General features: G+C 60.3%; 26 protein-coding genes. 17 read left to right on the top strand and 9 right to left on the bottom strand.

The annotated features are described in order from the left end of the window. Positions 1–96: 96 nt before the first annotated feature. Both BY454_RS08335 and BY454_RS08330 read right to left on the bottom strand, forming a co-directional pair. A complete protein-coding gene (locus tag BY454_RS08335) occupies positions 97–1,218 on the bottom strand; it encodes a PilT/PilU family type 4a pilus ATPase (RefSeq protein ID WP_104416063.1) in 1,122 nt (373 codons plus the stop codon). 230 nt (positions 1,219–1,448) lie between these two features. Continuing rightward, positions 1,449–2,483 (bottom strand): type IV pilus twitching motility protein PilT, encoded by a 1,035-nt coding sequence (locus BY454_RS08330; protein ID WP_104416064.1) that lies wholly within the window; start codon positions 2,481–2,483, stop codon positions 1,449–1,451. 52 nt (positions 2,484–2,535) lie between these two features. On the opposite strand from BY454_RS08330, the gene BY454_RS08325 reads away from it, so the two are divergent. From BY454_RS08325 to BY454_RS08280, 10 genes are all read left to right on the top strand, one after another. Beyond that, positions 2,536–3,249, top strand: a complete 714-nt coding sequence (locus BY454_RS08325; protein ID WP_104416065.1) for a YggS family pyridoxal phosphate-dependent enzyme — start codon at positions 2,536–2,538, stop codon at positions 3,247–3,249. Between the two features lie 63 nt (positions 3,250–3,312). Continuing rightward, entirely contained in the window at positions 3,313–4,146 is an 834-nt protein-coding gene (gene proC / locus BY454_RS08320) for a pyrroline-5-carboxylate reductase (RefSeq protein ID WP_104416066.1), read from the top strand. Positions 4,147–4,168: 22 nt separating this feature from the next. Next, positions 4,169–4,753 carry a YggT family protein gene (locus tag BY454_RS08315; RefSeq protein WP_104416067.1) on the top strand — a complete coding sequence of 195 codons (585 nt, stop codon included), beginning with the start codon at positions 4,169–4,171 and terminating at the stop codon, positions 4,751–4,753. Positions 4,754–4,789: 36 nt separating this feature from the next. Further along, complete coding sequence (locus BY454_RS08310; protein WP_104416068.1) at positions 4,790–6,754, top strand: dynamin family protein; 1,965 nt, start codon at positions 4,790–4,792, stop codon at positions 6,752–6,754. Between the two features lie 124 nt (positions 6,755–6,878). Next, positions 6,879–8,027 (top strand): homoserine O-succinyltransferase MetX, encoded by a 1,149-nt coding sequence (gene metX, locus BY454_RS08305; RefSeq protein ID WP_104416069.1) that lies wholly within the window; start codon positions 6,879–6,881, stop codon positions 8,025–8,027. Next, positions 8,024–8,626 (top strand): methionine biosynthesis protein MetW, encoded by a 603-nt coding sequence (metW, locus tag BY454_RS08300; RefSeq protein ID WP_104416070.1) that lies wholly within the window; start codon positions 8,024–8,026, stop codon positions 8,624–8,626. The genes metX and metW overlap by 4 nt, the downstream gene beginning before the upstream one ends. Then, complete coding sequence (locus BY454_RS08295; RefSeq protein ID WP_104416071.1) at positions 8,623–9,075, top strand: DUF4426 domain-containing protein; 453 nt, start codon at positions 8,623–8,625, stop codon at positions 9,073–9,075. The genes metW and BY454_RS08295 overlap by 4 nt, the downstream gene beginning before the upstream one ends. 4 nt (positions 9,076–9,079) lie before the next feature. Next, positions 9,080–9,679 (top strand): RdgB/HAM1 family non-canonical purine NTP pyrophosphatase, encoded by a 600-nt coding sequence (gene rdgB, locus BY454_RS08290; RefSeq protein WP_104416072.1) that lies wholly within the window; start codon positions 9,080–9,082, stop codon positions 9,677–9,679. After that, the gene (gene hemW / locus BY454_RS08285) at positions 9,672–10,838 is read left to right on the top strand and encodes a radical SAM family heme chaperone HemW (RefSeq protein WP_104416073.1); all 1,167 of its coding nucleotides are present in this window, start codon (positions 9,672–9,674) and stop codon (positions 10,836–10,838) included. Before rdgB ends, hemW begins: the two co-directional genes overlap by 8 nt. Continuing rightward, positions 10,835–11,386, top strand: a complete 552-nt coding sequence (locus tag BY454_RS08280) for a hypothetical protein (RefSeq protein WP_308471496.1) — start codon at positions 10,835–10,837, stop codon at positions 11,384–11,386. The genes hemW and BY454_RS08280 overlap by 4 nt, the downstream gene beginning before the upstream one ends. Before the next feature lie 55 nt (positions 11,387–11,441). On the opposite strand, the gene trmB is transcribed toward BY454_RS08280, so the two are convergent. From trmB to BY454_RS08265, 3 genes are all read right to left on the bottom strand, one after another. Further along, complete coding sequence (trmB, locus tag BY454_RS08275) at positions 11,442–12,167, bottom strand: tRNA (guanosine(46)-N7)-methyltransferase TrmB (protein ID WP_104416074.1); 726 nt, start codon at positions 12,165–12,167, stop codon at positions 11,442–11,444. A gap of 74 nt (positions 12,168–12,241) precedes the next feature. Next, positions 12,242–13,774 carry a YifB family Mg chelatase-like AAA ATPase gene (locus BY454_RS08270; RefSeq protein WP_104416075.1) on the bottom strand — a complete coding sequence of 511 codons (1,533 nt, stop codon included), beginning with the start codon at positions 13,772–13,774 and terminating at the stop codon, positions 12,242–12,244. A gap of 74 nt (positions 13,775–13,848) precedes the next feature. After that, a complete protein-coding gene (locus BY454_RS08265; RefSeq protein ID WP_104416076.1) occupies positions 13,849–14,103 on the bottom strand; it encodes an accessory factor UbiK family protein in 255 nt (84 codons plus the stop codon). 387 nt (positions 14,104–14,490) lie between these two features. Here BY454_RS08265 and glnK point away from each other — a divergent pair, with 387 nt between their 5' ends. Together glnK and BY454_RS08255 are read left to right on the top strand one after the other, a co-directional pair. Then, positions 14,491–14,829 (top strand): P-II family nitrogen regulator, encoded by a 339-nt coding sequence (glnK, locus tag BY454_RS08260; protein WP_091703047.1) that lies wholly within the window; start codon positions 14,491–14,493, stop codon positions 14,827–14,829. A gap of 70 nt (positions 14,830–14,899) precedes the next feature. Next, positions 14,900–16,168 carry an ammonium transporter gene (locus BY454_RS08255; protein WP_104416077.1) on the top strand — a complete coding sequence of 423 codons (1,269 nt, stop codon included), beginning with the start codon at positions 14,900–14,902 and terminating at the stop codon, positions 16,166–16,168. Between the two features lie 102 nt (positions 16,169–16,270). On the opposite strand, the gene speE is transcribed toward BY454_RS08255, so the two are convergent. Next, a complete protein-coding gene (gene speE / locus BY454_RS08250; RefSeq protein ID WP_104416078.1) occupies positions 16,271–17,152 on the bottom strand; it encodes a polyamine aminopropyltransferase in 882 nt (293 codons plus the stop codon). Between the two features lie 132 nt (positions 17,153–17,284). Here speE and speA point away from each other — a divergent pair, with 132 nt between their 5' ends. The 5 genes from speA to BY454_RS08225 all read left to right on the top strand — a co-directional run bounded on the left by speA (position 17,285) and on the right by BY454_RS08225 (position 23,443). Beyond that, positions 17,285–19,195, top strand: coding sequence for a biosynthetic arginine decarboxylase (gene speA, locus BY454_RS08245; RefSeq protein ID WP_104416079.1), 1,911 nt, complete (start codon positions 17,285–17,287; stop codon positions 19,193–19,195). 153 nt (positions 19,196–19,348) lie between these two features. Then, a complete protein-coding gene (locus BY454_RS08240; RefSeq protein WP_104416080.1) occupies positions 19,349–19,948 on the top strand; it encodes a sigma-70 family RNA polymerase sigma factor in 600 nt (199 codons plus the stop codon). Continuing rightward, positions 19,945–20,583, top strand: coding sequence for a ChrR family anti-sigma-E factor (locus BY454_RS08235; RefSeq protein ID WP_104416081.1), 639 nt, complete (start codon positions 19,945–19,947; stop codon positions 20,581–20,583). Before BY454_RS08240 ends, BY454_RS08235 begins: the two co-directional genes overlap by 4 nt. 155 nt (positions 20,584–20,738) lie before the next feature. Continuing rightward, positions 20,739–21,530, top strand: coding sequence for a tRNA cyclic N6-threonylcarbamoyladenosine(37) synthase TcdA (tcdA, locus tag BY454_RS08230; RefSeq protein ID WP_104416082.1), 792 nt, complete (start codon positions 20,739–20,741; stop codon positions 21,528–21,530). Positions 21,531–21,553: 23 nt separating this feature from the next. Continuing rightward, entirely contained in the window at positions 21,554–23,443 is a 1,890-nt protein-coding gene (locus BY454_RS08225) for a cation:proton antiporter (protein WP_104416083.1), read from the top strand. Here the strand turns inward: BY454_RS08225 and BY454_RS08220 are convergent. From BY454_RS08220 to BY454_RS08210, 3 genes are all read right to left on the bottom strand, one after another. Further along, positions 23,440–24,414 (bottom strand): NADP-dependent oxidoreductase, encoded by a 975-nt coding sequence (locus BY454_RS08220; protein ID WP_104416084.1) that lies wholly within the window; start codon positions 24,412–24,414, stop codon positions 23,440–23,442. The two genes, BY454_RS08225 and BY454_RS08220, sit on opposite strands and share 4 nt — an antisense overlap. A 3-nt stretch (positions 24,415–24,417) precedes the next feature. Beyond that, a complete protein-coding gene (locus BY454_RS08215) occupies positions 24,418–25,497 on the bottom strand; it encodes an SMP-30/gluconolactonase/LRE family protein (RefSeq protein ID WP_104416085.1) in 1,080 nt (359 codons plus the stop codon). 113 nt (positions 25,498–25,610) lie between these two features. Then, entirely contained in the window at positions 25,611–26,402 is a 792-nt protein-coding gene (locus BY454_RS08210) for an alpha/beta fold hydrolase (RefSeq protein ID WP_104416086.1), read from the bottom strand. Between the last annotated feature and the right edge of the window lie 131 nt (positions 26,403–26,533).

The following is a 26,533-nucleotide window of genomic DNA, read 5'->3' as shown; positions in this document are numbered from 1 at the left end:
CACGCTGAGTATAGGCACCATTTCCTTGCCGTCACAACCAAATTAAACGAACGTTTGAACTATTTTTGTTAACTTTTGTATCAAGGGCTTGGCGAATCAATCGTCCTGAATGGAAAGCTTATCCACGGAAGAAGACAGCTGGTCGCCTCCCTTCGCATCCGCACCCAATTTGATCATCAGACGCAGGTCGTTTGCCGAGTCAGCGTGGGCCAGGGCGTCTTCGTAGGTGATGGAGCCCTCGGAGTAGAGTTTGTAGAGTGCCTGGTCGAAGGTCTGCATGCCGGACTCGTTGGACTTGGTCATCAGCTCCTTGAGCTTGTGCACCTCGCCCTTACGGATGTGGTCCGCCGCCAGCGGGGTATTGATCAGCACCTCGATAACCGCCTTACGGCCGTTGCCGTCCGGGGTGGGGATGAGCTGCTGAGCCACAATGGCCTTCAGGTTCAGGGACAGGTCCATCCAGATCTGGTTGTGCTGCTCCGGCGGGAAGAACTGGATAATCCGGTCCAGCGCCTGGTTGGCGTTGTTGGCGTGCAGGGTAGCCAAACACAGGTGGCCGGTTTCGGCGAACTGCACGGAGTATTCCATGGTCTGGCGGGTCCGCACCTCACCGATGAGAATCACGTCCGGAGCCTGGCGCAGGGTGTTTTTCAGCGCCACTTCAAAACTTTCGGTATCGATGCCCACCTCACGCTGGGTCACGATACAGCCCTGGTGCTGGTGCACGAATTCGATAGGATCTTCAATGGAGATGATGTGGCCACGGCTGTTTCGGTTCCGGTGGCCCAGCATGGCCGCCAGGGAAGTGGACTTACCGGTACCGGTAGCGCCCACGAACATGATCAGGCCACGCTTGGTCATGGCCAGCTCCTTGATGATTTCCGGCAGGGAAAGATCATCAACGTTCGGAATTTTCACCTCGATCCGACGCAGCACCATGCCGCATAGGTTGCGCTGGAAGAAGGCGCTCACCCGGAAACGGCCAATGCCACGGGCACTGATGGCGAAGTTGCACTCGTGGGTTTCCTCAAACTCGGCGCGCTGTTTGTCGTTCATAGCGCCGTAAACCAGCTCCCGGGTCTGCTCCGGCGTGAGGGCATTTTTGGTGACGGGCAAAACCTTCCCGTTCACTTTCATGCTGGGCGGCACGCCTGCGGTGATAAACAGGTCCGAACCGCCTTTTTCTACCATCAGCCGTAACAGTTTTTCGAATTCCATTTTTCTTTACCTACTTTGTTTATCCAATCCGGGTGCAAGGGTGAAGCAGCATTTGCTCAATACTATGGAGCGGGCAAACTCCGAGGTATACAGGCGCGGGTTGGCAGCCCTTTCCGGGACTGTCTGCAGCAGGGATGCTGCAGTCAAGCGTACAGGGACGTATTTACAGCGTGTCCCGGAAAGGGCTACCAACCTGCGACCATGCACCAAGCCAGAAGCCCGACCAAGTTTTAGAAATTATCCGGCATCTTCGCTTTCGCGCGCGCCGCTTCGCGGGAAATCAGACCCTTCTGCAGCAACCGTTCCAGGCACTGATCCAGGGTCTGCATACCCAGGGACCCGCCGGTCTGGATGGAGGAGTACATCTGGGCGATCTTGTCTTCGCGGATCAGGTTCCGGATGGCGGGCGTACCCAGCATGATTTCGTGGGCGGCAATCCGGCCGCCACCCATTTTCTTCATCAGGGTCTGGGAGATAACCGCCTGAAGGGACTCGGAGAGCATGGAGCGGACCATCGATTTCTCTTCCGCCGGGAACACGTCGACCACACGGTCAATGGTCTTGGCGGCGGAGGTGGTGTGCAGGGTGCCGAACACCAGGTGACCGGTTTCGGCGGCGGTCAGGGCCAGACGAATGGTTTCCAGGTCCCGCAATTCGCCCACCAGGATGATGTCGGGGTCTTCCCGCAGGGCGGAGCGCAGGGCTTCGTTAAAGCCGAGGGTGTCGCGGTGTACTTCGCGCTGGTTCACCAGACACTTTTTCGAGTCGTGCACGAATTCGATGGGGTCTTCGATGGTCAGGATGTGCTCATAACGGGTGTCGTTGATGTAGTCCATCATCGCCGCCAGGGTGGTGGACTTACCGGAACCGGTAGGGCCGGTCACCAGCACCAGGCCCCGGGGCACCGAGGAGATGTCCTTGAAAACCTGGCCCATGCCCAGATCATCCATGGTCAGCACTTTCGAGGGGATGGTCCGGAACACCGCGCCGGCGCCACGGTTCTGGTTGAAGGCGTTAACACGGAAACGGGCCACACCGGGAACCTGGAAGGAAAAGTCGGTTTCCAGGAATTCCTCGTAATCCTTGCGCTGCTTGTCGTTCATGATGTCGTAAATCAGCCCATGCACTTCTTTGTGCTCCATGGGCGGCAGGTTGATCCGGCGGACATCGCCATCAACACGAATCATCGGCGGCAAACCGGCAGACAGGTGCAAATCCGACGCACCCTGTTTCGCCGAAAAGGCAAGCAGTTCAGTAATATCCATAGGTTTCCTCGGAGGGCTTTTTCTTTTGGTCCAGAAGCGGCAAACTCACAGTATGAGCAGCATAGCAGACAACATCGGGAGCGTAACCCGACGCATACAAAAAGCAACATTGGCCGCCGGGCGGGAGCCCGGCAGTGTGAGCCTGTTGGCAGTCAGCAAGACGCGTCCGCCGGAAGACCTTCGCGCAGCAGTCACCGCCGGGCAAACCGCCTTTGGCGAAAACTACCTGCAGGAAGCGCTCGACAAGATCGAAGCGTTGCGTGACCTACCTGACCTGGAATGGCACTTCATCGGCCCGATCCAGTCCAACAAGACCCGACAGATTGCCGAGTCCTTTGCCTGGGTACACAGCGTGGATCGGCTGAAAATCGCCCGCCGGCTGAGCGAACAGCGGCCCGAGGGCCTGCCTCCGCTGAATATCTGCCTGCAGGTGAACATTAATGATGAGGCCTCAAAATCCGGCTGCACGCTGGATCAGTTGCCGGACCTGGTGGCTGCAATCGGCGAACTGCCCAACCTCCGCCTCCGGGGCCTGATGGCCATCCCGGACCCTGACCAGCCGGAAGGCGAGTTGCGCCTGAGCTTCCGTCGGCTCGCCAATGCACTGAACGCCCTGAAACAGCAGCACCCGGATGCCGGCCCCCTGGACACCCTTTCCATGGGTATGTCCGGCGACATGGACCTGGCCATCGCCGAAGGCGCCACCTGGGTGCGCGTGGGCACGGCCCTGTTCGGAGCACGGCCACCCAAACAGGCACAAGGCTGAAGTCGGCGGTTCCTGCTATGATGCCGAGATAACCCATTAATCGACCAAGTTCGGGAGTGAACCTTGAGTACTTCACCGACCATTTCCTTTATCGGCGCCGGCAACATGGCCAGCGCCATCATTGGCGGCATGCTCGACAACGGCTTCCAGGCCGACAAGATCTGGGTCAGCGCCCCTGACGACAACCACCTTCAATCTATCCGCAAGCGCTTTGGCATCAGCGTCACCACCGACAACCGCTACTGCGCCCAGCAGGCCGACATGGTGGTTCTGGCGGTAAAACCCCAGGTGATGGCCGAAGTATGCCAGGACATCGCCCCGGTGGTGCAGAATACCCGCCCATTGATGGTGTCGATTGCCGCCGGCCTGACGGCGGACACCCTGGACGAGTGGCTTGGCGGTGGCCTGCCCCTGGTTCGGGTGATGCCCAACACTCCTTCCCTGGTGGGTAAAGGGGCTGCCGGCCTTTACGCCAACAGCCAGGTGAAAGACAAGCAGAAAAAGATGGTGCAAGCGGTGTTCGAAAGCATCGGTTCGGCGCTGTGGGTGGAGGATGAGAACCTGCTGCACGCGGTCACCGCCCTCTCCGGCAGTGGCCCCGCCTATTTCTTCCTGATGCTCGAAGCGCTGGAATCCGCCGCCACAGAAGCCGGCATTGCCCCGGAAACCGCGCGCGAACTGGCCATCCAGACCATGGCCGGTGCCGCCGAAATGGCCGGTCGCAGCGAGCACGACCCGGCCCAGCTCAAGCGTAATGTCATGTCACCGGGTGGCACCACCGAGCAGGCTATTCACACCTTCGAAGACGGTGGTCTTCGCGAGTTGGTGAAAAAAGCCTATGGCGCCGCGTTCAAGCGCTCCCAGGAAATGTCCAAAGAACTGGCCAAAAAACAGTAACCGATCACGGAGACACCGCTAAATGCTGGCAGACATTGTCATTACCGTTCTGGCGATCGCCTCCACCTTCTATATGACGGTGGTGTTGTTGCGCTTTTTGCTGCAACTGGCACGAGCTGATTTCTACAACCCCATCACCCAGTTTGTGGTGAAGGCCACCAATCCGCCGTTGCGCCCCCTGCGTCGTATCATCCCTGGCCTGGGAGGCATTGATGGGGCCTCCCTGGTGCTGGCGGTGATCATCCAGGCGCTCACCTTCTTCCTGATTCTGGTGGCCCTGAACGGCGGCATTCCCATGGTGAATCCGCTGACCTTGCTGGTCTGGGCGGTACTTAACGTTCTCAGCCTGATTGTGAAGATATACTTCTGGTCCGTGATCGCGGTGGTCATCGTGAGCTGGATTGCACCCCAGAGCGGGCACCCGGCCATTCAACTGGTGGCACAGTTGACCGAACCGGTGATGCGCCCGGTACGAAACATCATGCCGTCCATGGGCGGCCTGGACTTGTCCCCGATCATTGTTTTTCTGATCCTGAACGTGATTACTGTCGCTATCGATCACATGAAAATCGCGGCAGGCATGGGTTCTCTTGGCCTGGGCATGTAATCCGGGGCAATGTCGAAATAGAAGAAGGAACGTCCGATGCAACAACAGGGAACACTGTCACGGCAGGTTGAGGCCTACCATCAGTGGAAAAAAGACCTGATCCGGCAGATGGGGCATTATCGACTCTGGCTGCAGAACAATGACCTGTTTTCGGATGACATCGGGCAGCGCATCCGCAACGGGGTGGAACTGCTGCTCGAAGACGAACTGACCATTGCCTTTGTGGGCGAATTCTCCCGGGGCAAAACGGAGCTGATCAACGCCCTGTTCTTCTCCGGGTATGGCCAGCGGATGCTGCCTTCCCAGGCGGGCCGCACCACCATGTGCCCCACCGAGCTGTTTTTCGACCGGGAGCAGGGACAGAACTACCTCAACCTGCTGCCCATTGAAACCCGGACAGGCGAGCTGTCACTCCAGCAACTGCGCAAACAGCCCGAACGCTGGCAACGCTTTGAGCTGGACGAGCACCAACCCGACCTCATGCGGGACGTGCTGGCCGAAGTCGCCCGCACCAAAAGCGTCTCACCGGACTACGCCCGGGACCTGGGATTCAACGAAGCCATGCTGGATCAGGACCGGGAAAACCCGGGCCAGGTGCTTGTACCGGCTTGGCGACATGCCCTGATCAGCATCCGCCATCCCCTGTTTGAACAAGGACTGCGTATCCTGGATACGCCGGGCCTCAACGCCCTTGGCTCGGAACCGGAGCTGACCTACAGCATGCTGCCCCGGGCCCACGCCGTTATCTTTGCCCTCAGCGCCGACGCCGGTGTCACCGCCAGCGACATGGCGCTGTGGAGCGAGCACATCGATACCCGGGACGCCGACCACCGCGCCGGTCGCTTCGCGGTCCTGAACAAGATTGACGTGCTGTGGGACGACCTTCAGGGCGAGGAATACACGGCCGCCGCCATTGAACGCATCCGTGGCGAGACCGCGGATCACCTGGGCATCAACCATCGCGATGTCATTCCCCTGTCTGCGAAGCAGGCCCTGTTGGGTCGTGTTCGCCAGGACGACGCACTGTTTGCACGCTCCAACCTGGACCAACTGGAAAACCTGATTGTCCAGCGCATTCTCACGTACAAAGAGCAGTTGATCACCCAGAACCTGATCAGCGACCTGCTGGGCATGCTGCAGAACAGCCAGGCCAACCTCAAGGCCCGCCTCGATGGCCTGGAGCAGGAGCGGGAGGCCTTTAGCGGCGCAACCACGGATAAAGCCACCCTTCGGCGCCTGGCCGAACGCGCCCAGAAGGATTATGAGTTTTACAACAAAAAGCTCATTACCCTTCGCTCTTCCCGACGGCTGATGGACTCCCAGGGCGACATCCTGGCCAAGATCCTTGACGAGGACCGGTTCGAGGCCCACGCCGACAAAGTCCGCAAGATGATGTCCAAAAGCTGGACCACCGCCGGCATGAACCGGGCCATGGAGCAGTTCTTCGAGCTGATCGAAAACGACATGGCAAACCTGTTGAGTGAAGCCCATCTGGCCGAGAAAATGGCCACCGGCATCTACAGCCGATACAACGAACACCATGGCACCCACCATCTGGCACCAACACCACTGCGAGTGGGACGGCACATGATCGCCGTCCGGGACCTGCGCAAAAAGGCCCGGCGCTTCCGTATCAGTCCCAAGAACGTGCTGACCGAGCAATCCGTACTGGTTCGGCGCTTCTTCAACGTTATGGTCAGCGAGGCGCGCCAACTGCATGAACGCGCCAGGAAAGACGTCGAACGGTGGCCACAGCAGGCCCTGTTGCCGGTAATGCAGTATTCCCTGGAACAGAAACAGATGCTGGAACACCAGATCCGCCGTCTGCGTGAAATGGTGGAGACCGACCGCAACAGCCGCACTGAACGGGAGCGGCTGGACAAGACCATCGCCGGCCTGCAACGGCAGTTGGCCATGACCAACGCCATGAGCCGACAGATCCGCAAGCCGCCACCCAGCACGGTACAACAGAAGGTGGTAAACCTCTCCGGGGCGGTTTAACACCAGCGGTTGCCGGTTGCAGCCACCGGCAGCCGGCTTTAAACTGACCGGCTCGCGCACGTTCGCGCAACTTCACGGCCGTTGGCCAGATATTCGTGGACCGGACCAGGAACCCATCACACCCATGCCCGATTCCCTGCCCCCGGATTCCGTGGGCCTTGTCAGCCCCGAAACCCTGCATTTTGATCAACCGATCGAACTGGCCTGCGGCCAGACCCTGAACAGCTACGACCTGGTGGTTGAAACCTACGGCGAGCTGAACGACGACGCCAGCAACGCTGTCCTCATCTGCCATGCCCTGAGCGGCCATCACCACGCCGCCGGTTACCACAGCATGGATGAACGCAAACCCGGCTGGTGGGACAGCTGTATTGGCCCAGGCAAGCCCATCGACACCGACCGTTTTTTCGTGGTCAGCGTTAACAACCTTGGGGGCTGCCATGGCAGCACCGGCCCGGCCTCGATAAACCCAGACACCGGCAAGCCCTATGGCCCGGACTTCCCGGTTATTACCGTGACCGACTGGGTGGAAAGCCAGGCCCGGTTGGCCGATCGCCTGGGCATTGAACAATGGGCCGCGGTGGTTGGCGGCTCCCTGGGTGGTATGCAGGCAATGCAGTGGAGCCTGAGTTACCCGGACCGGCTGCGCCATTCGGTGGTGATCGCCTCCACGCCAAAACTGAGCGCCCAGAACATTGCCTTCAACGAGGTGGCCCGGCAGGCAATCACCTCCGACCGGGAATTCCACGAAGGCCGCTATTACGATTTTGACACGGTTCCCCGCCGTGGCCTGATGCTGGCACGTATGGTGGGCCACATCACCTACCTGTCCGATGCTTCCATGGGCGAAAAATTTGGCCGGGAACTGCGGGACGAAGCCTACAAATTCGGCTTTGGCGCCGAGTTCCAGGTGGAAAGCTACCTGCGCTATCAGGGTGAGCGGTTTTCAGAAAGCTTTGACGCCAACACCTACCTGCTGATGACCCGGGCGCTGGACTATTTCGACCCCGCCTGGGACACCCACGGGGATCTGCCCAAGGCCCTGGCGCCGGCGCGCTGTGAATTCCTGGTGTTGTCGTTCAGCACCGACTGGCGTTTCTCCCCGGCCCGTTCGGAGGAGTTGGTGAACGCCATGATCTCGGCCCGCAAGAAAGTCAGCTACGCGGAGATTGATGCCCCCTGGGGTCATGATGCCTTCCTGATTCCCACCCCCAGGTACACCGACATCTTCACCGCTTACATGGACCGGGTTGCACGGGAGGTAGGCGCATGAGACCGGATCTTGAAATCATTCAGCAATGGGTGGGCCCGGGCCAGCACGTACTTGACCTGGGTTGCGGCGACGGCACGCTACTGGATTACCTGCAGCGCGAGCGCAACGCCACCGGCTTTGGTCTTGAAATCAACCCGGACCACATCACAACGTGTATGGGGCGCGGCGTCAGCGTTATCGAGCAGAACCTGGATACCCAAGGCCTGGAGAACTTTGACGACGGCATGTTCGACATCGTCCTGATGACCCAGGCGCTACAGGCCGTTCGCCGGCCCGACATGGTGATCGAGGAAATGTTGCGGGTCGGTCGGGAAGGCATCGTCACCTTCCCGAACTTTGCCCACTGGCGCCTGCGCTGGGGCTTGGCGCTCTCAGGTCGAATGCCCGAATCAAATGCACTACCTTATAAATGGTACAACACGCCAAACATCCGACTGTGTACGTTCAAGGATTTCGAGGCGTTGTGCCGGAAAAAAGGCATTCGGATCAAGACCCGACGCGTGGTGGACGGCCAGCACCAGAATAGTTGGCTGGCCAGGGCCTGGCCCAACCTGCTCGGTGAAATTGCCATTTATCGCATTACACGGGAGGAATCATGATGATCACTCGTCACGCCACGGCTTTGCTATTCACCCTGACCGCCTTGCTACTTGCCAGCGTCCAGGCACACGCCGATCAGAAGGACTTCGGTGAATACACGGTTCTCTGGAGCGTGTTCCCCAGTACTTTCCTGGCGCCAGAAGTCGCCAAGGCCAATGATCTGCAACGGGGCAACGGCATAGGCGTCGTTAACATCGCGATCATGCGTGAGGCGGAGAATGGCCAGCTTAAACCGGTCAATGGTCAGGTAGAGGGCAGCGTCTCCAACGACATCCAGCAAACCACCTTCCTGGGATTCCGCCGGATCAAGGAAGGAGATGCCGTTTACTTCATCGCCCAATACCAGTACCAGTCAGGCGGTATGATGACTTTCAACGTGACCGCACAGCCGGCAGGCTCTGAAGATGATCTGCCCGTGCGCTTTACCCACACACTGTTCCAAGACTAACCCCATGAGCCGAAGACTCGTTATCGCCAGCAATAATGCCGGCAAGATTGCCGAACTGGACCACCTGCTTTCCCCACTGGGCCTTGAGCCCGTGGCCCAGGGCGAACTGGGTGTGACCGAGGCGGAGGAGCCGGCCGTTACCTTTGTGGAAAACGCCATCCTCAAGGCGCGGAATGCCGCCCGCCAGACCGGTCTGCCGGCCCTGGCCGATGACAGCGGCCTGGCCGTGGACGCCTTGGATGGTCAACCGGGTGTGCGCTCCGCGCGATATGCCGGCCCCCAGGCCAGCGATGCCGATAACGTGCAGGCCCTGCTGGCTGCCCTGAAAGACGTACCCGATAAAGAAAGGACGGCCCAGTTCCACTGCGTGCTGGTGTATCTGCGCCATGCCGATGATCCCACACCGATCATTTGCCACGGTCGCTGGCCCGGTCGAATTCTGTTCGAGCCCAAGGGCGATGGCGGTTTTGGTTACGATCCGGTTTTCCTGGTGCCCGAATACTTCCGGAGTGCCGCCGAACTGACCCGTGAACAGAAAGGCCGCATCAGTCATCGTGGGCGGGCACTGGCCAGCCTGCTGGAGCAGTTGAAGGCCGATGCCTGATCCCCAGACCACGCAGGCCAGCGATCCGGCGGTGGTATGTCCTCCCCTGTCCCTGTATATCCATGTGCCGTGGTGTGTGCGCAAATGCCCCTATTGTGACTTCAACTCCCACGCCATCCGTGGCGAGATCCCCGAATCCGACTACCTGGCCGCGCTGATTGAGGACCTGGACCAGGATCTGGCACTGGTACGCGGACGACCCATTGAGAGCGTATTCATCGGCGGGGGCACGCCATCGTTGATGTCCGGGGACTTTTATCGACAACTGTTCGAACAATTGCGCCAACGGCTGGATTTTCGCAAAGACCCCGAGATCACCCTGGAGGCGAACCCCGGCACGCTGGAAGCCGGCCGCTTTCGTGAATTCCGGGAAGCCGGCATAAACCGACTGTCCATTGGCGTTCAGAGTTTCAATCCCGAGCATTTACAGGCGTTGGGGCGGATCCACGACAGCGAGGCCGCGCGCAAGGCCATCGAAAGCGCGCGGAGCGCCGGCTTCGACAACTTCAACATCGACCTGATGCACGGCCTGCCAGGCCAGACACCGGAGCAGGCGCTGAGGGATCTTGAGATTGCGGTGAGCTATCAGCCCACCCACCTGTCGTGGTACCAGCTCACCATCGAACCCAACACCGAATTTTTCTCCCGACCGCCCGAGATCCCGGACGATGATCGCCTGGGGGATATTTACGAGGCGGGCGCGGCGTATCTCCACCGCCAGGGCTTTTGCGATTATGAAGTCTCGGCCTGGAGCCTGCCCGGACGTGAGAGCCGCCACAACCTGAACTACTGGACCTTTGGCGATTACCTCGCCCTGGGCGCAGGCGGGCACGGCAAAGTCAGCCTGGAAGACGGACGTCTCCTGCGCTACTGGAAAACCCGCCAGCCCGACGCTTACCTGAACCGAATCGGCTCCCGTACCGCTGGCAAAGAGGAGATTAAAGCGGAAGACCGGCCCCTGGAATTCATGATGAACGCACTGCGCCTGAGGCAAGGCGTGGAGGAGTCACTATACTGTGAACGTACGGGTTTACCGCTATCATCCATTGCGGTAAAACTTGAAGAACTGAGGAATCAAGGGCTGCTGACCCGGGACCGCATTCAGGCCACGGAGCAGGGTCAGCGCTATCTGAACAGTTTGCTGGAGCGTTTTCTGTGAAGGACCATCCACGACCAACCTGGCTGCCCAACCTGCCCATGCGCCTGCCCATGAAGATCTCCATGGTTCTGGCCGCCTCCCTGTTGATCGCCATGGCGGTCGTCAACCAGCCTTTGCAGACCGCGGCAGCGCCTCAAGGCCTGATCAGCTTCCAGTTGGCTGGCAGCGCCGAGCAGACCCACGCCATCCTCCTCAGCTGGCCTCGCGACACCCTCACCCTGGCGAAAGTGGCCCTGTGGCTGGATTTCCTGTTTGTGGTTACCTACCTGGCGGCCCTGTTGCAGTTGACCCGGCATTTCACCCGGGATCGGCCCGGCATTCGCGAGCGCATGATTGCCCGGGGCGTACGCACCCTGTTTGTCGTGGCCGGGTTGAGCGATGTCATTGAGAACATCGTGCTGCTGAACAACTTCAACCCGCCCTCCGATGGCCTGAGCCTGACCGCTGCGATCCTGGCGCTACTCAAATACACCGGGTTTGTACTGGGCGCAGCCGGGTTGGTGGTGATCCGGGCGGCGCGGCGGCACCCTCTCAGCCACAGCCAGTAAAACGTTCAGCGGTCGCCACCCCAGTCTTTCGGCCTGGAGTGGCCCTGCCGGCGAATCAGTTGGTGCGGTAGAACAGCAGGTCCCAGACACCGTGACCCAGGTTCTCACCCCGCTTCTCGAACTTGGTGATCGGTCGCTCCTCGGGGCGAGGCGAATAACCGCCCTGCTCCTGGGTGTTGGCGAAACCTTCGGCTTCGTTCATCACCTCCAGCATGTGCTCGGCGTAGTTTTCCCAGTCCGTGGCCAAGTGCAATACACCGCCAACCCGCAACTTGTGGCGGATGCGCTGGACGAACTCCGGCTGCACCAGACGACGCTTGTGGTGCTTTTTCTTCGGCCAGGGATCCGGGAAGAACACCATGACCCGGTCTAGGCAGGCTTCCGGCAGGCAAAGGTCGATCACATCGTTGGCATCGATGCTGTACACACGCACATTCTTGAGCCCGCGCTCCTCGACTTCCTTGAGCAGGGCGCCGACACCCGGCAGGTGCACTTCCACCCCGATGAAATCCTGCTCCGGCGCTGCCTCGGCCATGTCCGCCAGAGAGCGGCCCATGCCAAAGCCGATTTCAAGGTTCAACATGTTGTCACGCCCGAATACCTGGCGCGGATCAATCATGCCGTCCTCACGGGTCAAGCCGTATTCCGGCCACAGCCGGTCATAGGCCTTTTTCTGGCCTTCGGTCATGCGGCCCTGGCGCAACACAAAGCTGCGAACACCACGGCGGGTCGTTACCGGGTTTTCTCCGGAAGACTCTCGATTATCTGTCTGATCGGTCATCTGTCATCCTCAACTGCCACAGCGGATGTTGGTCTTGTCTGGAATTTGGTGACAGTTTAACAGAGTCCCGCCGGTCAGGCTGAAATCACCGAGCTCTGGCCCTGCTGCCGATCCAGCTGGCGATAGCCCAGGGCCTCCATCAGGTGCTGGCGCTGCAGGTGACCATGACCTTCCAGGTCCGCCAGCGTGCGTGCCACACGCAGGATCCGGTGCAGCGCACGGGCCGACAACCCCAGGCGCTCCATGGCCGAAGACAGCAACTGCTGGCTGTCCGCATCCAGTGCACAGGCGCTATCCAAAGCCTTCCCGGACAGGGCAGCGTTCAGCACGCCCCGGGCATCCTGGGCGGCACGAGCCGCCATAACCCGCTCGTGTACCGAGACACTGGATTCACCCTGCTCCCCACTGGCCAGCAGGACATCGCCCGTCTGTACGGGCACTTCCACATGCAAATCGAATCGATCCAGCAACGGGCCGGATATCTTGGCGCGGTAGCGCATTACCTGAGTCGGTGTGCACTGGCATTCGATGGTCGGATGCCCGTGATAACCGCAAGGGCAGGGATTCATGGCAGCCACCACCTGGAAGCGGGCGGGAAAGGTCACCTGCCGGGCAGCCCGGCTGATCACAATTTCCCCACTTTCCATGGGTTCGCGCAGCACTTCCAGTACCCGGCGGTCGAACTCCGGCAGCTCATCAAGGAACAGCACCCCACGATGGGCCAGGGAAATTTCTCCGGGCCGGGGACTACTCCCACCACCCACCAGCGCCACCGCCGAGGCCGTATGGTGTGGCGCCCGGAATGGCGGTCGGCGCCAGGCACCGGCCTCGACCGCATGCCCCGCAACCGAGTGCACGCTGGCCACTTCCATTGCGGCCTCATCCGCCAGCGTGGGCAGAATGCCGGGCAGCCGGCTCGCCAACATACTCTTGCCCGTGCCTGGAGGGCCGAAAAACAACAGGTTGTGTCCGCCGGCCGCCGCCACTTCCAGTGCCCGGCGCGGCACCTGCTGGCCCCGCACATCCGCGAGATCCGGGCCTGAAGACCCAGAGGCCGTCAGAGCGGCATCCTCAGCACGGGGCACAGGCACCAACTTTGCGCGCCCCGACAAGTGTTCACAAACCGTCAGCAGGTGGGTCGCCGCCAGCACGTCACCGTCGCTGGCCAGGGCCGCTTCGGCTGCATTGTCCTGGGGCAGGAGCAATGAGCGACCAGCCTCCCGGGCGGCCAATACCGCCGGCAGCACGCCTTTTAATGGGCGCAGGGCGCCATCCAGGGATAGTTCACCGATGCATTCCAGATCATTCAGGGATTCCGCCGGGATCTGTCCGGAAGCAGCGAGGATACCGAGAGCGATAGGCAGGTCGAAGCGCCCACCCTCCTTGGGAAGGTCGGCCGGCGCCATATTGATGGTGATACGACGGGCGGGAAAATCAAAGCCGGCGTTCAACAGGGCACTGCGGACCCGGTCCTTGGATTCACGGACGCCGGTCTCCGGCAGGCCGACAATAGAGAGTGCCGGCAATCCGCCGGACAGATGCACTTCAATGGTGACCGCAGGGGCACTGACCCCGACGCTGGCGCGGGAGTGAACAATGGCAAGCATGACAACCTTCCGTGGTGATGAGCAGATAGCGCCGGGCACCATTCCTTTGCCCGGCCTTCAACGTGCGTTGACGATCAGGATGAGGAGGTGCGGCTTTCCAGCTCGGCTACCCGTTTTTCCAGCAGATCGACTTTCTCACGGGTCTTTTCCAGAACGGCCTGCTGGGCATCGAATTCCTCCCGGGTGACCAGTTCCAGACGGGACATCACCGCCATCACACTGGCACGGACCTGGGTTTCCACATCGTCCCGGGCAGCCCGGGCCATGTCAGGGACAAACTGTCCGAACTGGCCCTGTAGCTGGGCAAAAATATCCTGCGGCCCTTTCATGAGACACCTCTATTGCGGGTTTCTGTCGGTATGCGTTCGTTGCCGGCCACAGATTGAAGCTGACAACATCATGTTTTTACAGTGTATCACAGCGGTGCCGGTGCCATACTGTCAACACATAGCTTTGCAGTAGCTCGGGACCGCGCGGGCTGCTCTATTTTAAGCCAGCGGTTGACACCGCGCCCCACATTGGTGCGCGCAACTGCGCTAAAATAGAACCGCTTTAGGTCAAGCAACTGTATTAAAAGAACTTTTTTGCGTTGGCACACCCGATGCTAAAGCCTACGTACGCAATCCGCACAATTGACGTGCGAGGTAGCAGCATCCCGAACTCAACAACTGGCCGAAGGGCCCACCTGTTGGGACGGCTTTATCAAGGAGACAGCAATGAAACTTGTGACAGCAATCATCAAGCCTTTCAAACTGGATGATGTCCGTGAGGCACTTTCCGAGATTGGCGTACAGGGCGTGACGGTCACCGAAGTGAAAGGCTTCGGTCGGCAGAAGGGCCATACCGAGCTCTATCGTGGCGCAGAATACGTGGTGGACTTCCTGCCCAAAGTGAAGGTGGAAATCGCCATTGGCGACGACCTGCTGGACCAGGTCATCGAAGCCATCACCAAAGCGGCCAACACCGGCAAGATCGGTGACGGCAAGATTTTCGTGACCGAGCTGGCTCAGGCCATCCGGATCCGGACTGGCGAGACCGGCGAAGAAGCAGTCTGATAACAGACATAATAAATCTCAGCCAACGCAAAAATTTCTGATTTGACAAGCCTTGTGCGGAGGGCTTCCCATGGAAAGTAATCTTTTTCACCTGCAGTACGCTATAGATACGTTTTATTTCCTGGTGTGCGGTGCATTGGTTATGTGGATGGCAGCAGGCTTTGCCATGCTGGAATCCGGTCTGGTGCGCGCCAAGAACACCACTGAAATCCTGACCAAGAACGTGGCCCTGTTTGCCATTTCCTGCATCATGTACCTGGTGTGCGGTTACGCCATCATGTACGGCGGCAGCTACTTCCTCTCCGGCATCGCCGGCATCAATGTCGAAAGCATTCTGGGTGATTTCGCCGCCCGTGACGGTGGCTTCGAGGGTGGTTCCATCTACTCTGCCGCTTCCGACTTCTTCTTCCAGGTGGTCTTCGTCGCTACCGCTATGTCCATCGTATCCGGTGCCGTGGCTGAGCGTATGAAGCTGTGGTCTTTCCTGATCTTCGCCGTGTTCATGACCGGCTTTATCTACCCGCTGGAAGGCGCCTGGACCTGGGGCGGTGCTGACGTGTTCGGCATGTTCAACCTGGGCGACCTGGGCTTCAGTGACTTCGCCGGTTCCGGCATCGTGCACATGGCTGGCGCTGCTGCCGCCCTGGCTGGTGTGCTGCTGCTTGGTCCGCGTAAGGGCAAGTACGGCCCGAATGGCGAAATCCGCGCCTTCCCGGGTGCCAACCTGCCGCTGGCGGCTCTGGGTACCTTCATCCTGTGGATGGGCTGGTTCGGCTTCAACGGCGGTTCCGTTCTGAAACTGGGCGACATCGCCAGCGCCAACTCCGTGGCCATGGTATTCCTGAACACCAACGCTGCCGCTGCTGGTGGTGCCGTTGCGGCCCTGATTACCGCTCGCGCCATGTTTGGCAAGGCCGACCTGACCATGCTGCTGAACGGCGCCATCGCCGGTCTGGTTGTGATCACGGCCGAGCCTTCCACTCCGAGCGCTCTGACAGCGACTCTGTGGGGTGCCCTGGGTGGTCTGCTGGTGGTACTGAGCATCGTGACTCTGGACAAGCTGCGCATTGACGATCCGGTCGGTGCCATCTCCGCGCACGGCGTGTGTGGCCTGCTGGGTCTGCTGCTGGTACCGGTTACCAACCCGGGCGCGACCTTCAGCGGCCAGATCATCGGCGCCCTGACCATCTTCATCTGGGTATTCGTGGCCAGCCTGATCGTCTGGGCAATCCTGAAAGCCGTGATGGGCATTCGGGTTTCCGAAGAAGACGAGTACGAAGGCGTCGACCTGTCCGAGTGTGGTATGGAAGCCTATCCGGAGTTTGTTTCCAGCAAGTAAATCGCTGGCAAACAGACAAACAAAAAGGGGTGCCGATATCGGCACCCCTTTTTTATGCAAGCCCGAAACTGGCCTGCCTCGGAAACGGACTCAAATCAATGATCAGCCCTCTTCCGGGCGCACCTCATCTTCCAGTGCATCCACCATGAACTGGGGCATGGCCAACGCGCCCTGATGAACGCCCCGGTTGTAATAGCGGGTCACGAAGGGACGATTGACGGCATCCTCTTCCCGGAAATACTTCAGTGGGTTTTCCTTGCTGCCCATGGTGCAGCTCCACCACCCGGTGGGGTAGACCGGCTGCGGGAATGCCAGAGTCTGTACATGGTCCAGGCCTGCCTGGCGCATGTCACCATGAATGTCCTTGATAATGGTGTCGGTGTGCAGCAAGGGCGACTCACTCTGCTGGACGATGATGCCGCCCTCACCCAACGCCGCCATGGCGTCCCGGTAAAAATCGAGCGCAAAAAGCCCTTCCGCCGGGCCCACCGGGTCGGTACTGTCGACGATCACCACATCCACGCTGCCCGGCTCAACATCCCGCATCCACTGGATACCGTCACCAAAGAAGAAATTGGCGCGGGGGTCATCGTTGCTTTCGCACAGTTCCGGGAAGTACTTCTCGGACATCCGGGTTACCCGCTCATCGATTTCCACCTGCCAGGCTTCTTCCACGCCCGGGTGCTTCAACACCTCTTTCAGGGTGCCGCAATCGCCCCCGCCGATAATCACCACCTTTTTCGGGTTCTTGTGGGTAAACAAGGCCGGATGCGTCATCATCTCGTGGTAGAGAAAATTGTCGCGGGAGGTCAGCATCACACAACCATCAAGCACCATCAGGTTGCCGAAGGTTTCGGTTTCATAAATTTCGAGCTTCTGAAACGGCGTTTGCTCCTCATGGAGCTTACGCTTGACCTGCAGGGAAAATGCGGTGCCCTGATCCTGGAAAACCTCGGTAAACCAACCGTCGTTCAATGCTGTCATGTCTGCCTCTCAGTGTGTGCGATTACCGCCGGGCCCGGCCGTTTGCGGGCGGCGTATTGTAGGGCCAGCGGCCAGCTCCTACAATGCAGCCAAACACCGCGCGCCCGGTTTCCAATGAACAGGATAGCAACCATGCCCCACTCCGCAGCCCAGCCTGCCCACAAGGTCTACAACATTGCCCACTGGAGCGACGGTTATATCTCTGTCAACGCCAGCGGCGAGGTGGAAATCCGACCGGACCGGGGCCAAACGGACGCCCACATCAATCTGCCGGCCCTGACCCGGACACTGACCGAACAGGGCGTGGCTTTGCCGGTACTGATTCGCTTCACCGACATCCTGCATGACCGGGTCAATCGCCTGTGCAACGCCTTCAACAAGGTGACCGCCGAGCAGGGATACCAGGGCAAGTACACCGCCGTCTATCCCATCAAGGTCAACCAGCAGCGCCGCGTGGTGGAAGAACTGCTGGCGGCCGAACCAGCCGCCTCCGCCGGTCAGGTCGGCCTGGAAGCGGGCAGCAAGCCGGAACTCATGGCCGTGCTGGCACTGACCGGCAAAGCCGGCTCCACCATCGTGTGCAACGGCTACAAGGACCGGGAATACATCCGTCTGGCACTGATTGGCCGGAAGCTGGGCTACCGCGTGTTCATTGTGGTGGAAAAGCAGTCCGAGTTGCCCGTCATCCTGGAGGAGGCGGACAAACTCGGTGTGGCCCCGTTGATTGGTGTGCGCGCCCGCCTGGCCACCATCGGCAAGGGCAACTGGCAGAATACCGGGGGCGAGAAATCCAAGTTCGGCCTGTCCGCCAGCCAGGTGCTGGATGTGGTCGAAACCCTGCGCCGCCATAACGCGCTGGATGCCCTGCAACTGCTGCATTTTCACCTGGGCTCGCAGATTGCCAACATCCGGGACATCCAGACCGGCCTGCGGGAATGCGCCCGGTTCTACACCGAACTGCGTCAACTCGGCGCCCCGATTGGCACCGTGGATATTGGCGGTGGCCTGGGCGTGGATTACGAGGGTACCCGCTCGCGCAGCAGCTGTTCGATGAACTACAGCGTGGCCGAGTACGCCTATAACGTGGTGCACGTGCTGCAGGCTGAATGCGACCGCCAGGGCATTCCCCACCCGGACCTGATCAGCGAATCCGGCCGCGCCCTGACGGCCCACCATTCGGTGCTGGTCACCAACGTGATCGACCAGGAAAAGCCCGATCAACGGCCATCGAAACAGCCATCCCCGGATGCTCCCGCACCGCTGCACGATCTCTGGCGCGACCTGCAAAGCCTGCGCGACGAGCACTCCTCCCGCTCGCTGGCGGAGATCTACCATGACATTCTGCACGCCATGGCCGATGTCCATGCCCAGTTTGCTCACGGTCTGCTATCACTGGCCCACCGGGCTCAGGCGGAAAACCTGTACACCGTGGGCTGTCGTCTGCTGCACAGCGAACTGGATACCGCCAACCGCGTGCATCGGGAAATCCTCGATGAGCTGAATGAAAAGCTGGCCGAAAAGCTGTTCGTCAATTTCTCTCTGTTCCAGTCCCTGCCCGATGTCTGGGGCATTGACCAGATTTTCCCGGTGATGCCGATTAATGGCCTGACCCGCCCGCTGAACCGGCGAGTGGTCATCCAGGACATCACCTGCGATTCCGACGGCCGGATCGACCAGTACGTGGATGGCCAGGGCATCGAAACCACGCTACCCCTGCCCGAGGAACGGGCAGACGACCCACTGCTCATGGGCTTTTTCATGACCGGCGCCTATCAGGAAATCCTGGGAGACATGCACAACCTGTTTGGTGACACCCATTCCGTGGACGTGCGCCTGAACAAGGACGGCCACTACGCCGTCACCGAAACCGTGGAAGGTGATACCGTGGCCCGGGTCCTGCGCTATGTGAATTTCGAACCGGCAACTCTGCTCACCGCCTACCGGGAAAAGTTTGCCCACAGCGAGCTTCCCACGGCACTGAGCCAGACCCTGTTGGCCGAGTTGGCCGAGGGCCTGGATGGCTACACCTATCTCGAGCAGTGAGGCAATTCCTCACCGCTCGATTATTTTTTTCGTACGCAAGAGCAATCCACTTATTGCAACAGGGCGTAAATCCCTGCACTGACAAATCTGCGATGAGTGAATAAAATGATTGCTATAAAGCGCTCAACACACGCGACCGTCAAGGAGCGTCCGGTGACCACACTGGATCAGAAACCAGCCAAAGCCGAGGGCCGTAAAGACCCTTGGGGTGTGCTGCTGGAGAAAGTTGGCAAGCATCAGGACCGGGCCGCCTACCAGGCCCTGTTCGAGCATTTTGCCCCGCAGATCAAGTATTACGCGATCTCCAACGGCATCGCCAATCACGCGGAGGAGCTGGTTCAGGAGGTGTTCATCTCCATCTGGCGGCGCTCCTGCCTGTATGACTGGCGCAAGGCTGCGGCCTCCACCTGGATATTCACCATCGCCCGGAACCAGCGCATCGACATGCTGCGCAAGCTGCAGCGCAGGAACGCCGAGATGGCCGTGGAAACCGAGGATCTGTGGCAGATTCCCGGCGAAAATGAAGACGAACCGGTCACCTCACTGCACCGGCTGATGTCTGAGCGCCGTATCCGGGAGTCCCTGGGCCAGCTGCCCGAAGAACAGATTACCGTCATCGCAAAAGTGTACATGGAACATAAATCCCACCAGATGGTGGCCGACGAGCTGGGCATTCCACTCGGCACCGTGAAAAGCCGGGTGCGCCTGGCACTGAACAAACTGAAAGTGATCTTGCAGGACCAGAACGTATGACCCGGCATCATCCTGACAGCCTTACCCTGATGGAATACAGCGCAGGCAACCTGAGCGAGCCGCGGGCGCTGTGCATCCGGCTGCACCTGGAGCAATGCCCCGAGTGCCGTGGCCGGGTGGACACCCTCGACAGCCTGGGCGCGGTCATGATGGACCAGCAGCCCAAGGTTTCGGTATCCGATACCAGCTTTGAGCAGTTGATGGCACGCATCGACGAGGCGCCTGAAGACACCAGCCCGGTGGCCGAAGCCCCAAAGGTCAGCCCCCTGCAGAAATTGCTGGGCCAGGACATCAACGATCTGCCCTGGAAACGCCAGTTGGGGGATGTGAGTGTGCTGGACATCACCGACAAGTTTCCGGACCAGCATGACCGGGTGGTGCTTCAGAAGCTGGTTGCCGGTGGCAAGGCGCCCGCCCATACCCACAAGGGCGACGAGACCACGGTGATCCTCCAGGGCGCGTTCAGTGACCAGAACGGGGTCTTCAACCAGTGGGATTTTGTCTCGCTCGACGAGCACGACGAGCACCGCCCTGTGGCGGTCGGCAACGAAGACTGCATCACCCTGTCGGTTCTGAGTGCTCCGGTGAAGCTCACCGGCACTTTCACCCGACTGCTCAACCCGTTTATCCGCTAAACCCCTTCTGATGGTCCCGTCCTGGCTACCACCGGTAGTCGGGCCGCGACCGTCATTCTTCTGGCCATATCGCCTCAACCTGCTTCCCGGATTACGGTAATGCATCACACTCTTGCTACAATGGGCGCTTTGCATCCTGAGAGTACGAGCCTTGCATGACAGCCGATGATTATGACTTCCGTTTTGGCGGCATTAAACGACTCTATGGCCGCCAGGCACTGACGGCCTTCCGCAACGCTCACATTGCCATTGTCGGACTGGGCGGCGTGGGTTCCTGGGCCGCCGAAGCCCTCGCCCGAAGCGGCATAGGGACCCTCACCCTGATCGACATGGACGATATCTGCGTGTCCAACACCAACCGCCAGCTACACGCCCTGGACGGCCAGTACGGCCAGACCAAGACCGATGCCATGGCCCGGCGGCTCAAGGCGATTAACCCGCACGCCGATATTCGAGTGCATTTCGGTTTTCTGACCGTCAAAAACGTTCAGGAACTGATTACCGACGATATGACCGGGGTGGTGGACGCCATCGACAGCGTCAAAGCCAAGGCGGCGCTGCTGGCCCATTGCCAGCGGCGGAAAATCACGGTGGTCTGCGCCGGCGGCGCGGGCGGCCAGATGGACCCGACCCAGATCCAGGTGGCGGATCTCAGCAAAACCACCCAGGACCCGTTGCTGGCCAAGGTGCGCAACACCCTGCGGCGTGAGTATGGCTTCTCCCGCAATCCGAAGCGGCGTTTTGGTATTGAGGCGATATACTCCCTGGAGCAGCTGACCTATCCGGCTGGCAATGGCGAGGTCTGTCACCAGAAGCCTGCAACCGACGGGCCGGTGAGGCTCGATTGCGCCTCCGGCTTTGGCGCTGCCAGCCCGGTAACCGCCAGTTTTGGTTTCTTTGCCGCTGCCCGGCTGCTGAACCGTATTGCCCGGCGGGCGAACTCATAGAACATCAACACGGAACCTGATTTATGGCTGTGAGTACGGCAATGATACTCGCCAGCATCGGCGTGATCTCCCTGTTCTGCCAATGGCTGGCCTGGCGTATGCGCATGCCGGCCATCCTGTTCCTGCTGATTGGCGGTATTGTGGCCGGACCAGTGACCGGCTTCCTCAACCCCGAAGCGGTCTTTGACGACATCCTCTTCCCCATGATCTCCCTGGCGGTGGCCATCATCCTGTTTGAGGGCAGCCTGACCCTGCGGGCCGAGGAAATACGCAGCCACGGCAAGATGGTGCGCAACCTGATTCCGGTAGGCGCGCTGGTGACCAGTACCATTGGCACCCTGGCGGCACGCTGGATACTTGAAGTGCCCTGGGAAGTGGCCCTGCTGTTTGGCGCCATTTCCGTGGTGACCGGCCCCACGGTTATCGCACCGCTACTGCGCGCGGTTCGACCCACCTCCACCATCGCCAACATCCTGCGCTGGGAGGGCATCATCATTGACCCCCTGGGCGCGCTGCTGGCCGTGCTGGTGTTTGAGGGCATTGTGTCCTGGGGCCAGGGCAACGTCTTCAGCCACGCGCTCTATATTTTCGGCAAGACCCTGATGGTGGGCTTCCTGATTGGCGCGGCCGCCGGTTACCTCAATGGGCTGGCGCTACGTAAACACTGGCTCCCACAATACCTGCACAACGCCGGTACGCTCACCTTCATGCTGGGGGTGTATGTGCTGTCCAACGAGCTGGCCCACGAAGCAGGCCTGCTTACGGTGACCGTCATGGGCATCTGGATGGCCAACATGAAGCAGGTGCCGGTTGAGGACATCCTGGAATTCAAGGAATCCCTGAGCGTACTGCTGATCTCCGCGCTGTTCATTATCCTGGCTGCCCGGGTCGATTTTGCCTCAATTGCCGGGCTGGGCTGGGGACTGGTGTCGGTACTCGCCTGCCTGATCCTGATCGCCCGCCCCATCAGCATCTTCCTCTCAGCCATTGGCACCAAGCTGAACTGGCGTGAGAAGCTCTACCTTAGCTGGATTGCACCCCGGGGCATTGTCGCGGCTGCGGTTTCCGCCCTGTTCGCCCTGCAACTGGAGCGTGCGGGTTTTGCCGGGGCGAACACCCTGGTCCCCCTGGTCTTCATGCTGATCATTGCCACCGTGACCCTGCAAAGCCTGACCGCCCGCCCCATTGCCAAACTGCTGAACGTCCAGGAGCCGCCGGCCCACGGGTTCCTGATCCTGGGCGCCAACCCGGTGGCACGACTGATTGCCGAAGCCCTGGGCAAGCACGAAATTCCGGTGATGCTCACCGATACCAACTGGGAAAACGTGCGCCAGGCGCGCATGAAGAACATGCCGGTGTATTTCGGCAACCCGGTATCAGAACACGCCGCCACCCACATGGACCTGACCGGCATTGGCAACGTACTGATACTGTCGCCCTATAAGCAGCTTAACTCCCTGGCCACCTATCATTTCCTGGACTGGTTTGGCGATGATTCGGTATTCAGCCTCTCCGAGGGCGACCAGGACCAGCGCGCGCGCCTGCAGACCGCCGGCAAGATCCAGCGTACCCGGGGCCTGTTCAATAGCGTCAGTTACGCCAAGCTTGCGAGCCTCGTCAGCCAGGGTTATACCGTGAAAACCACCAACCTGCGGGAAGAATTCAGCTACCAGCAATTCCTGGATCAGTACCACAACCAGGCATTGGTGCTGTTTGCCATTGATGGCCGGAAACACATCCAGGCCGTGCGGGACATGGAAGACCTGAAGCCGGAAGAGGACTGGAAACTGATCAGCCTGGTCCCACCCCAGCCTCAGAAGGAACGTAAGGAAAAAGAGAAGGAAAAAGAACGGGAGAAGAAGCCGGAATCATCAGCCCCCTCCCCGGAAAGCACGGAAAAGCCGGCTGATTAACGGCAGTCGAGGACGAGCTTGCCGCGCACATGCCCGGATTCAAGGCGCTCGTGGGCGGCCGCCACCTCGGCCAGGGGGAAGACTTCCTCAATGTGAATCTTCACATCGCCGTCCTCGATCAACTCGGCAATTTCATCCAGGTGGAAGCTGTCCGGGCGCACGGTCATGCCGTGGGCCCGAAGCCCCATGGCCTCCGCCTCACTGACGACGTCATCGGCGGTCACCGTTGGCACCGTAACCAGAACGCCGGTTTCCGACAGGGTATGCAAGGCCCGTTTGCCGGTATCCCCCCCGATCAGATCCAGCACCACGTCCAGCCCATAACATTCGTCGGCAACATCGGTGGTGTGGTATTCGATCACTTCATGAACACCCAGCTCCGCGAGAAAATCCCGGTTGGCCGACGACGCCGTGGCAATCACGTGGGCACCCCGCTCCAGCGCAAACTGAGCGGCAAAATGCCCGACACCACCCGCGCCGGCCAGGATCAGGATTTTCTGTCCCGATTCCAGACGGGCCATTTCAAACAGCGCCTGCCAGGCGGTCAGTGCGGCCAGCGGCACGGCACCGGCAGTCACCAGGTCCAGCTCCTCCGGCACAATGGAGAGCTCATCGGCCTGGGCCAGGGCATACTCGGCACAGGCGCCACCCCCGGTGGGAAAACCAATCAGCCCCATCACCTTGTCACCAGGTGCCAGGGTGGTGACTTCCTCGCCTGCGGCGACGACTTCACCAGCCACGTCATAACCCGGCGTCCAGGGCAGGTTTGATTCAATCTGCCGGGCGGCAAAGCCCAGCCCTTTCCGGGTTTTCCAGTCAATGGGATTCAGACCAGCGCCATGGACCCGAATCAGCACCTCACCGATGCCGGGTTCAGGCACGTCCCCCTCCGTTGTCTGAAGGACTTCCGGACCACCGAAGCGGTCGTAAACCACATGGCGCATTCGGTTTGATTCCGTTGCATGGCTCATTGTTCAGTCTCCAAGGCCGGGAATGGCTTTAAACGGCAAGCGGCCGATTCGGTCATTGTCCAGGGACCCAAAGTATAGCGTATCGCCGTTGGGCGTTACCGACGTCACCGTCCGCAGGTGGGTACCCCGGGTGTCGTGCAAACTGATCAGGGGCTCCCCCGCCTCATTGTAGGCGATCACAAGACCGTAGGAGTCCATGCCCGGCTGCAGAAATGCGGGCAGCCGGGCCACCAGGTCTTTCAGCCAGGGCTTGCGGTGCAGTGCGTCGATCTCCGGATGCCTGGGCGAGGGAAAGGCCACCCAATACCGCCCCTCACTGTCGACATCCAAATTGTCAGGAAAACCGGGCAGGTTACTGGCAAAAACTTCCGCCTGGCCTTCGTGTGGGCCCTTCAGTCCGTATTTCAGAATGCGGTATTTCCAGGTTTCCGCCACCAATAGATAGTCGCCGTTTGGCGAGACCACCACACCATTGGGGAAATGCAGGTGATCGAGCAGGACACTGACCTTTCCGGTCTCGGGGTTGTAACGCAGCAACCGGCCATGGGGGCGCATTTCCAGCAGGTCGTAGGCGTATTCCGAGATCGGGAAACGGGAGCTGGCATCGGTGAAATAGATCTGCCCGTCGGGGCCGACATCCACCCCGTCTGTCAGGCGAAACAGAGTGCCCCGGGCCTCCCGGGCCAGGACGGTCACCTCGCCGTCCGGCGTAACCGACAGCAGCCCGCGGTCGGCATCGGCCACGATCAAATTCCCCTGCCGGTCAAACGCCAGGCCTAGTGGCCGCCCCCCGGTTTCCACCCAGGTCTGGGCCCGGCCATCCTGGCTGACTCGAACAATGCGGCCGTCGGCCATACCTGTGTAGATGTCACCCCGGGGAGAAACCGCAATATCTTCAGGGCCGGTCAGTTGCCCGCGCGCAACCAGGTCGGCCAGACGCAGGCGTTCATTGGGGGCCAACACCCCCGTCATGGCCGGTGGAGACGGTGGGTTCCAGGCCTGGCTATCCACCGGCGAGGGCGTCAGCAGGAAGCTTCCCAGTAGCAGGAAAACCACCAGCAAGCCAATCAGCAACCATTTCATCATGCGCGCCTGACCTGTTTATGCATTGCGAGTCCGTAGACCGTTTGCGGGTGTCTTCACCTTAGCAGATAAGGCCTGTCCACTGACACTGCTGGCCCCGCCCCCACTAGGCCTCAATGACTCAGAAAACGGCGACACAACGCAGCGAAAGTGTCCGGCTTTTCCGCATGCAGCCAGTGTCCGGTCCCGATAATCACCCGCAGTTCGGCGGCCGGGAACAGGGACCGGATGGTCTGCTCGTGCTTCTTCTGAATATAGGGTGAGTCACCGCCCTTGATAAACAACACGGGCCCCTCAAACGGCCCCGCTCCCTCCGGAGCCGCCGCAATGTTCGCGTAACAGGCATCGATGACCGGCAGGTTCAGGCGCCAGCGAAAGCGCTGCTGGCCGTCGCTTTGCTCATCGTCGGGAATGCGCTCCAGGTTCTTCAGCAGGAACTGGCGAACGCCGGGTGTCTCAACGTACTCGGCCAGTTGCCGGTCGGCGTCCCTGCGGCTGGCGACAATCGACAGATCCAGATTGTTCAGCCCGTCCAGGATCTCATCGTGCCGTGGCGCGTAGCCAACCGGCGCGATATCGGCGGCGATCACCGAACGCACCCGCTCCGGATGCGCGAGGGCAACCTGCATGGCCACCTTGCCACCCATGGAGTGGCCCAGGATGCTGGCCTTTTCCAGGCCCTGGGCATCCATGTACGCCACCACATCGTCGGCCATTGCCGGATAGCTCATATCCTCGGTATGGGGGGAGTTGCCGTGATTGCGCAGATCCAGGGCGTGAATCTGCCAGCCATCTTCCAGGCGGCGGGCGATACCGCCCAGGTTATCCAGGGAACCAAACAACCCGTGCAGGACAATCAGTGGCTCGCCCTCGCCGGTAATACGGTAGTTGAGTTCAACACTCATGGGCCGAAATCTCCGGTCAAACAATGGAAACGGCTACACTACCACCGCCAGTCCCGCTGGCAAGGGGAAATCCGCCTTTGTCGCGCTGCCCGGCTTTGCGTACCGGCCAGCCTTGGGGTACAAAGACTGCA

It is taken from the genome of Marinobacter persicus, assembly GCF_002934325.1.
Taxonomy (GTDB): Bacteria; Pseudomonadota; Gammaproteobacteria; order Pseudomonadales; family Oleiphilaceae; genus Marinobacter; species Marinobacter persicus_A.
Note: the sequence above shows the minus strand (reverse complement) of the source record. Positions and strands in the feature narration are given on the sequence as shown.

Bases quoted from the DNA above. Each gene is read 5' to 3' on its own strand.
- BY454_RS08335 (WP_104416063.1), bottom strand. From the start codon at position 1,218: ATGGAATTCGAAAAACTGTTACGGCTGATGGTAGAAAAAGGCGGTTCG.
- BY454_RS08330 (WP_104416064.1), bottom strand. From the start codon at position 2,483: ATGGATATTACTGAACTGCTTGCCTTTTCGGCGAAACAGGGTGCGTCG.
- BY454_RS08325 (WP_104416065.1), top strand. From the start codon at position 2,536: ATGAGCAGCATAGCAGACAACATCGGGAGCGTAACCCGACGCATACAA.
- BY454_RS08315 (WP_104416067.1), top strand. From the start codon at position 4,169: ATGCTGGCAGACATTGTCATTACCGTTCTGGCGATCGCCTCCACCTTC.
- BY454_RS08310 (WP_104416068.1), top strand. From the start codon at position 4,790: ATGCAACAACAGGGAACACTGTCACGGCAGGTTGAGGCCTACCATCAG.
- metX (WP_104416069.1), top strand. From the start codon at position 6,879: ATGCCCGATTCCCTGCCCCCGGATTCCGTGGGCCTTGTCAGCCCCGAA.
- metW (WP_104416070.1), top strand. From the start codon at position 8,024: ATGAGACCGGATCTTGAAATCATTCAGCAATGGGTGGGCCCGGGCCAG.
- BY454_RS08295 (WP_104416071.1), top strand. From the start codon at position 8,623: ATGATGATCACTCGTCACGCCACGGCTTTGCTATTCACCCTGACCGCC.
- rdgB (WP_104416072.1), top strand. From the start codon at position 9,080: ATGAGCCGAAGACTCGTTATCGCCAGCAATAATGCCGGCAAGATTGCC.
- hemW (WP_104416073.1), top strand. From the start codon at position 9,672: ATGCCTGATCCCCAGACCACGCAGGCCAGCGATCCGGCGGTGGTATGT.
- trmB (WP_104416074.1), bottom strand. From the start codon at position 12,167: ATGACCGATCAGACAGATAATCGAGAGTCTTCCGGAGAAAACCCGGTA.
- BY454_RS08270 (WP_104416075.1), bottom strand. From the start codon at position 13,774: ATGCTTGCCATTGTTCACTCCCGCGCCAGCGTCGGGGTCAGTGCCCCT.
- BY454_RS08265 (WP_104416076.1), bottom strand. From the start codon at position 14,103: ATGAAAGGGCCGCAGGATATTTTTGCCCAGCTACAGGGCCAGTTCGGA.
- glnK (WP_091703047.1), top strand. From the start codon at position 14,491: ATGAAACTTGTGACAGCAATCATCAAGCCTTTCAAACTGGATGATGTC.
- BY454_RS08255 (WP_104416077.1), top strand. From the start codon at position 14,900: ATGGAAAGTAATCTTTTTCACCTGCAGTACGCTATAGATACGTTTTAT.
- speE (WP_104416078.1), bottom strand. From the start codon at position 17,152: ATGACAGCATTGAACGACGGTTGGTTTACCGAGGTTTTCCAGGATCAG.
- speA (WP_104416079.1), top strand. From the start codon at position 17,285: ATGCCCCACTCCGCAGCCCAGCCTGCCCACAAGGTCTACAACATTGCC.
- BY454_RS08235 (WP_104416081.1), top strand. From the start codon at position 19,945: ATGACCCGGCATCATCCTGACAGCCTTACCCTGATGGAATACAGCGCA.
- tcdA (WP_104416082.1), top strand. From the start codon at position 20,739: ATGACAGCCGATGATTATGACTTCCGTTTTGGCGGCATTAAACGACTC.
- BY454_RS08225 (WP_104416083.1), top strand. From the start codon at position 21,554: ATGGCTGTGAGTACGGCAATGATACTCGCCAGCATCGGCGTGATCTCC.
- BY454_RS08220 (WP_104416084.1), bottom strand. From the start codon at position 24,414: ATGAGCCATGCAACGGAATCAAACCGAATGCGCCATGTGGTTTACGAC.
- BY454_RS08215 (WP_104416085.1), bottom strand. From the start codon at position 25,497: ATGAAATGGTTGCTGATTGGCTTGCTGGTGGTTTTCCTGCTACTGGGA.
- BY454_RS08210 (WP_104416086.1), bottom strand. From the start codon at position 26,402: ATGAGTGTTGAACTCAACTACCGTATTACCGGCGAGGGCGAGCCACTG.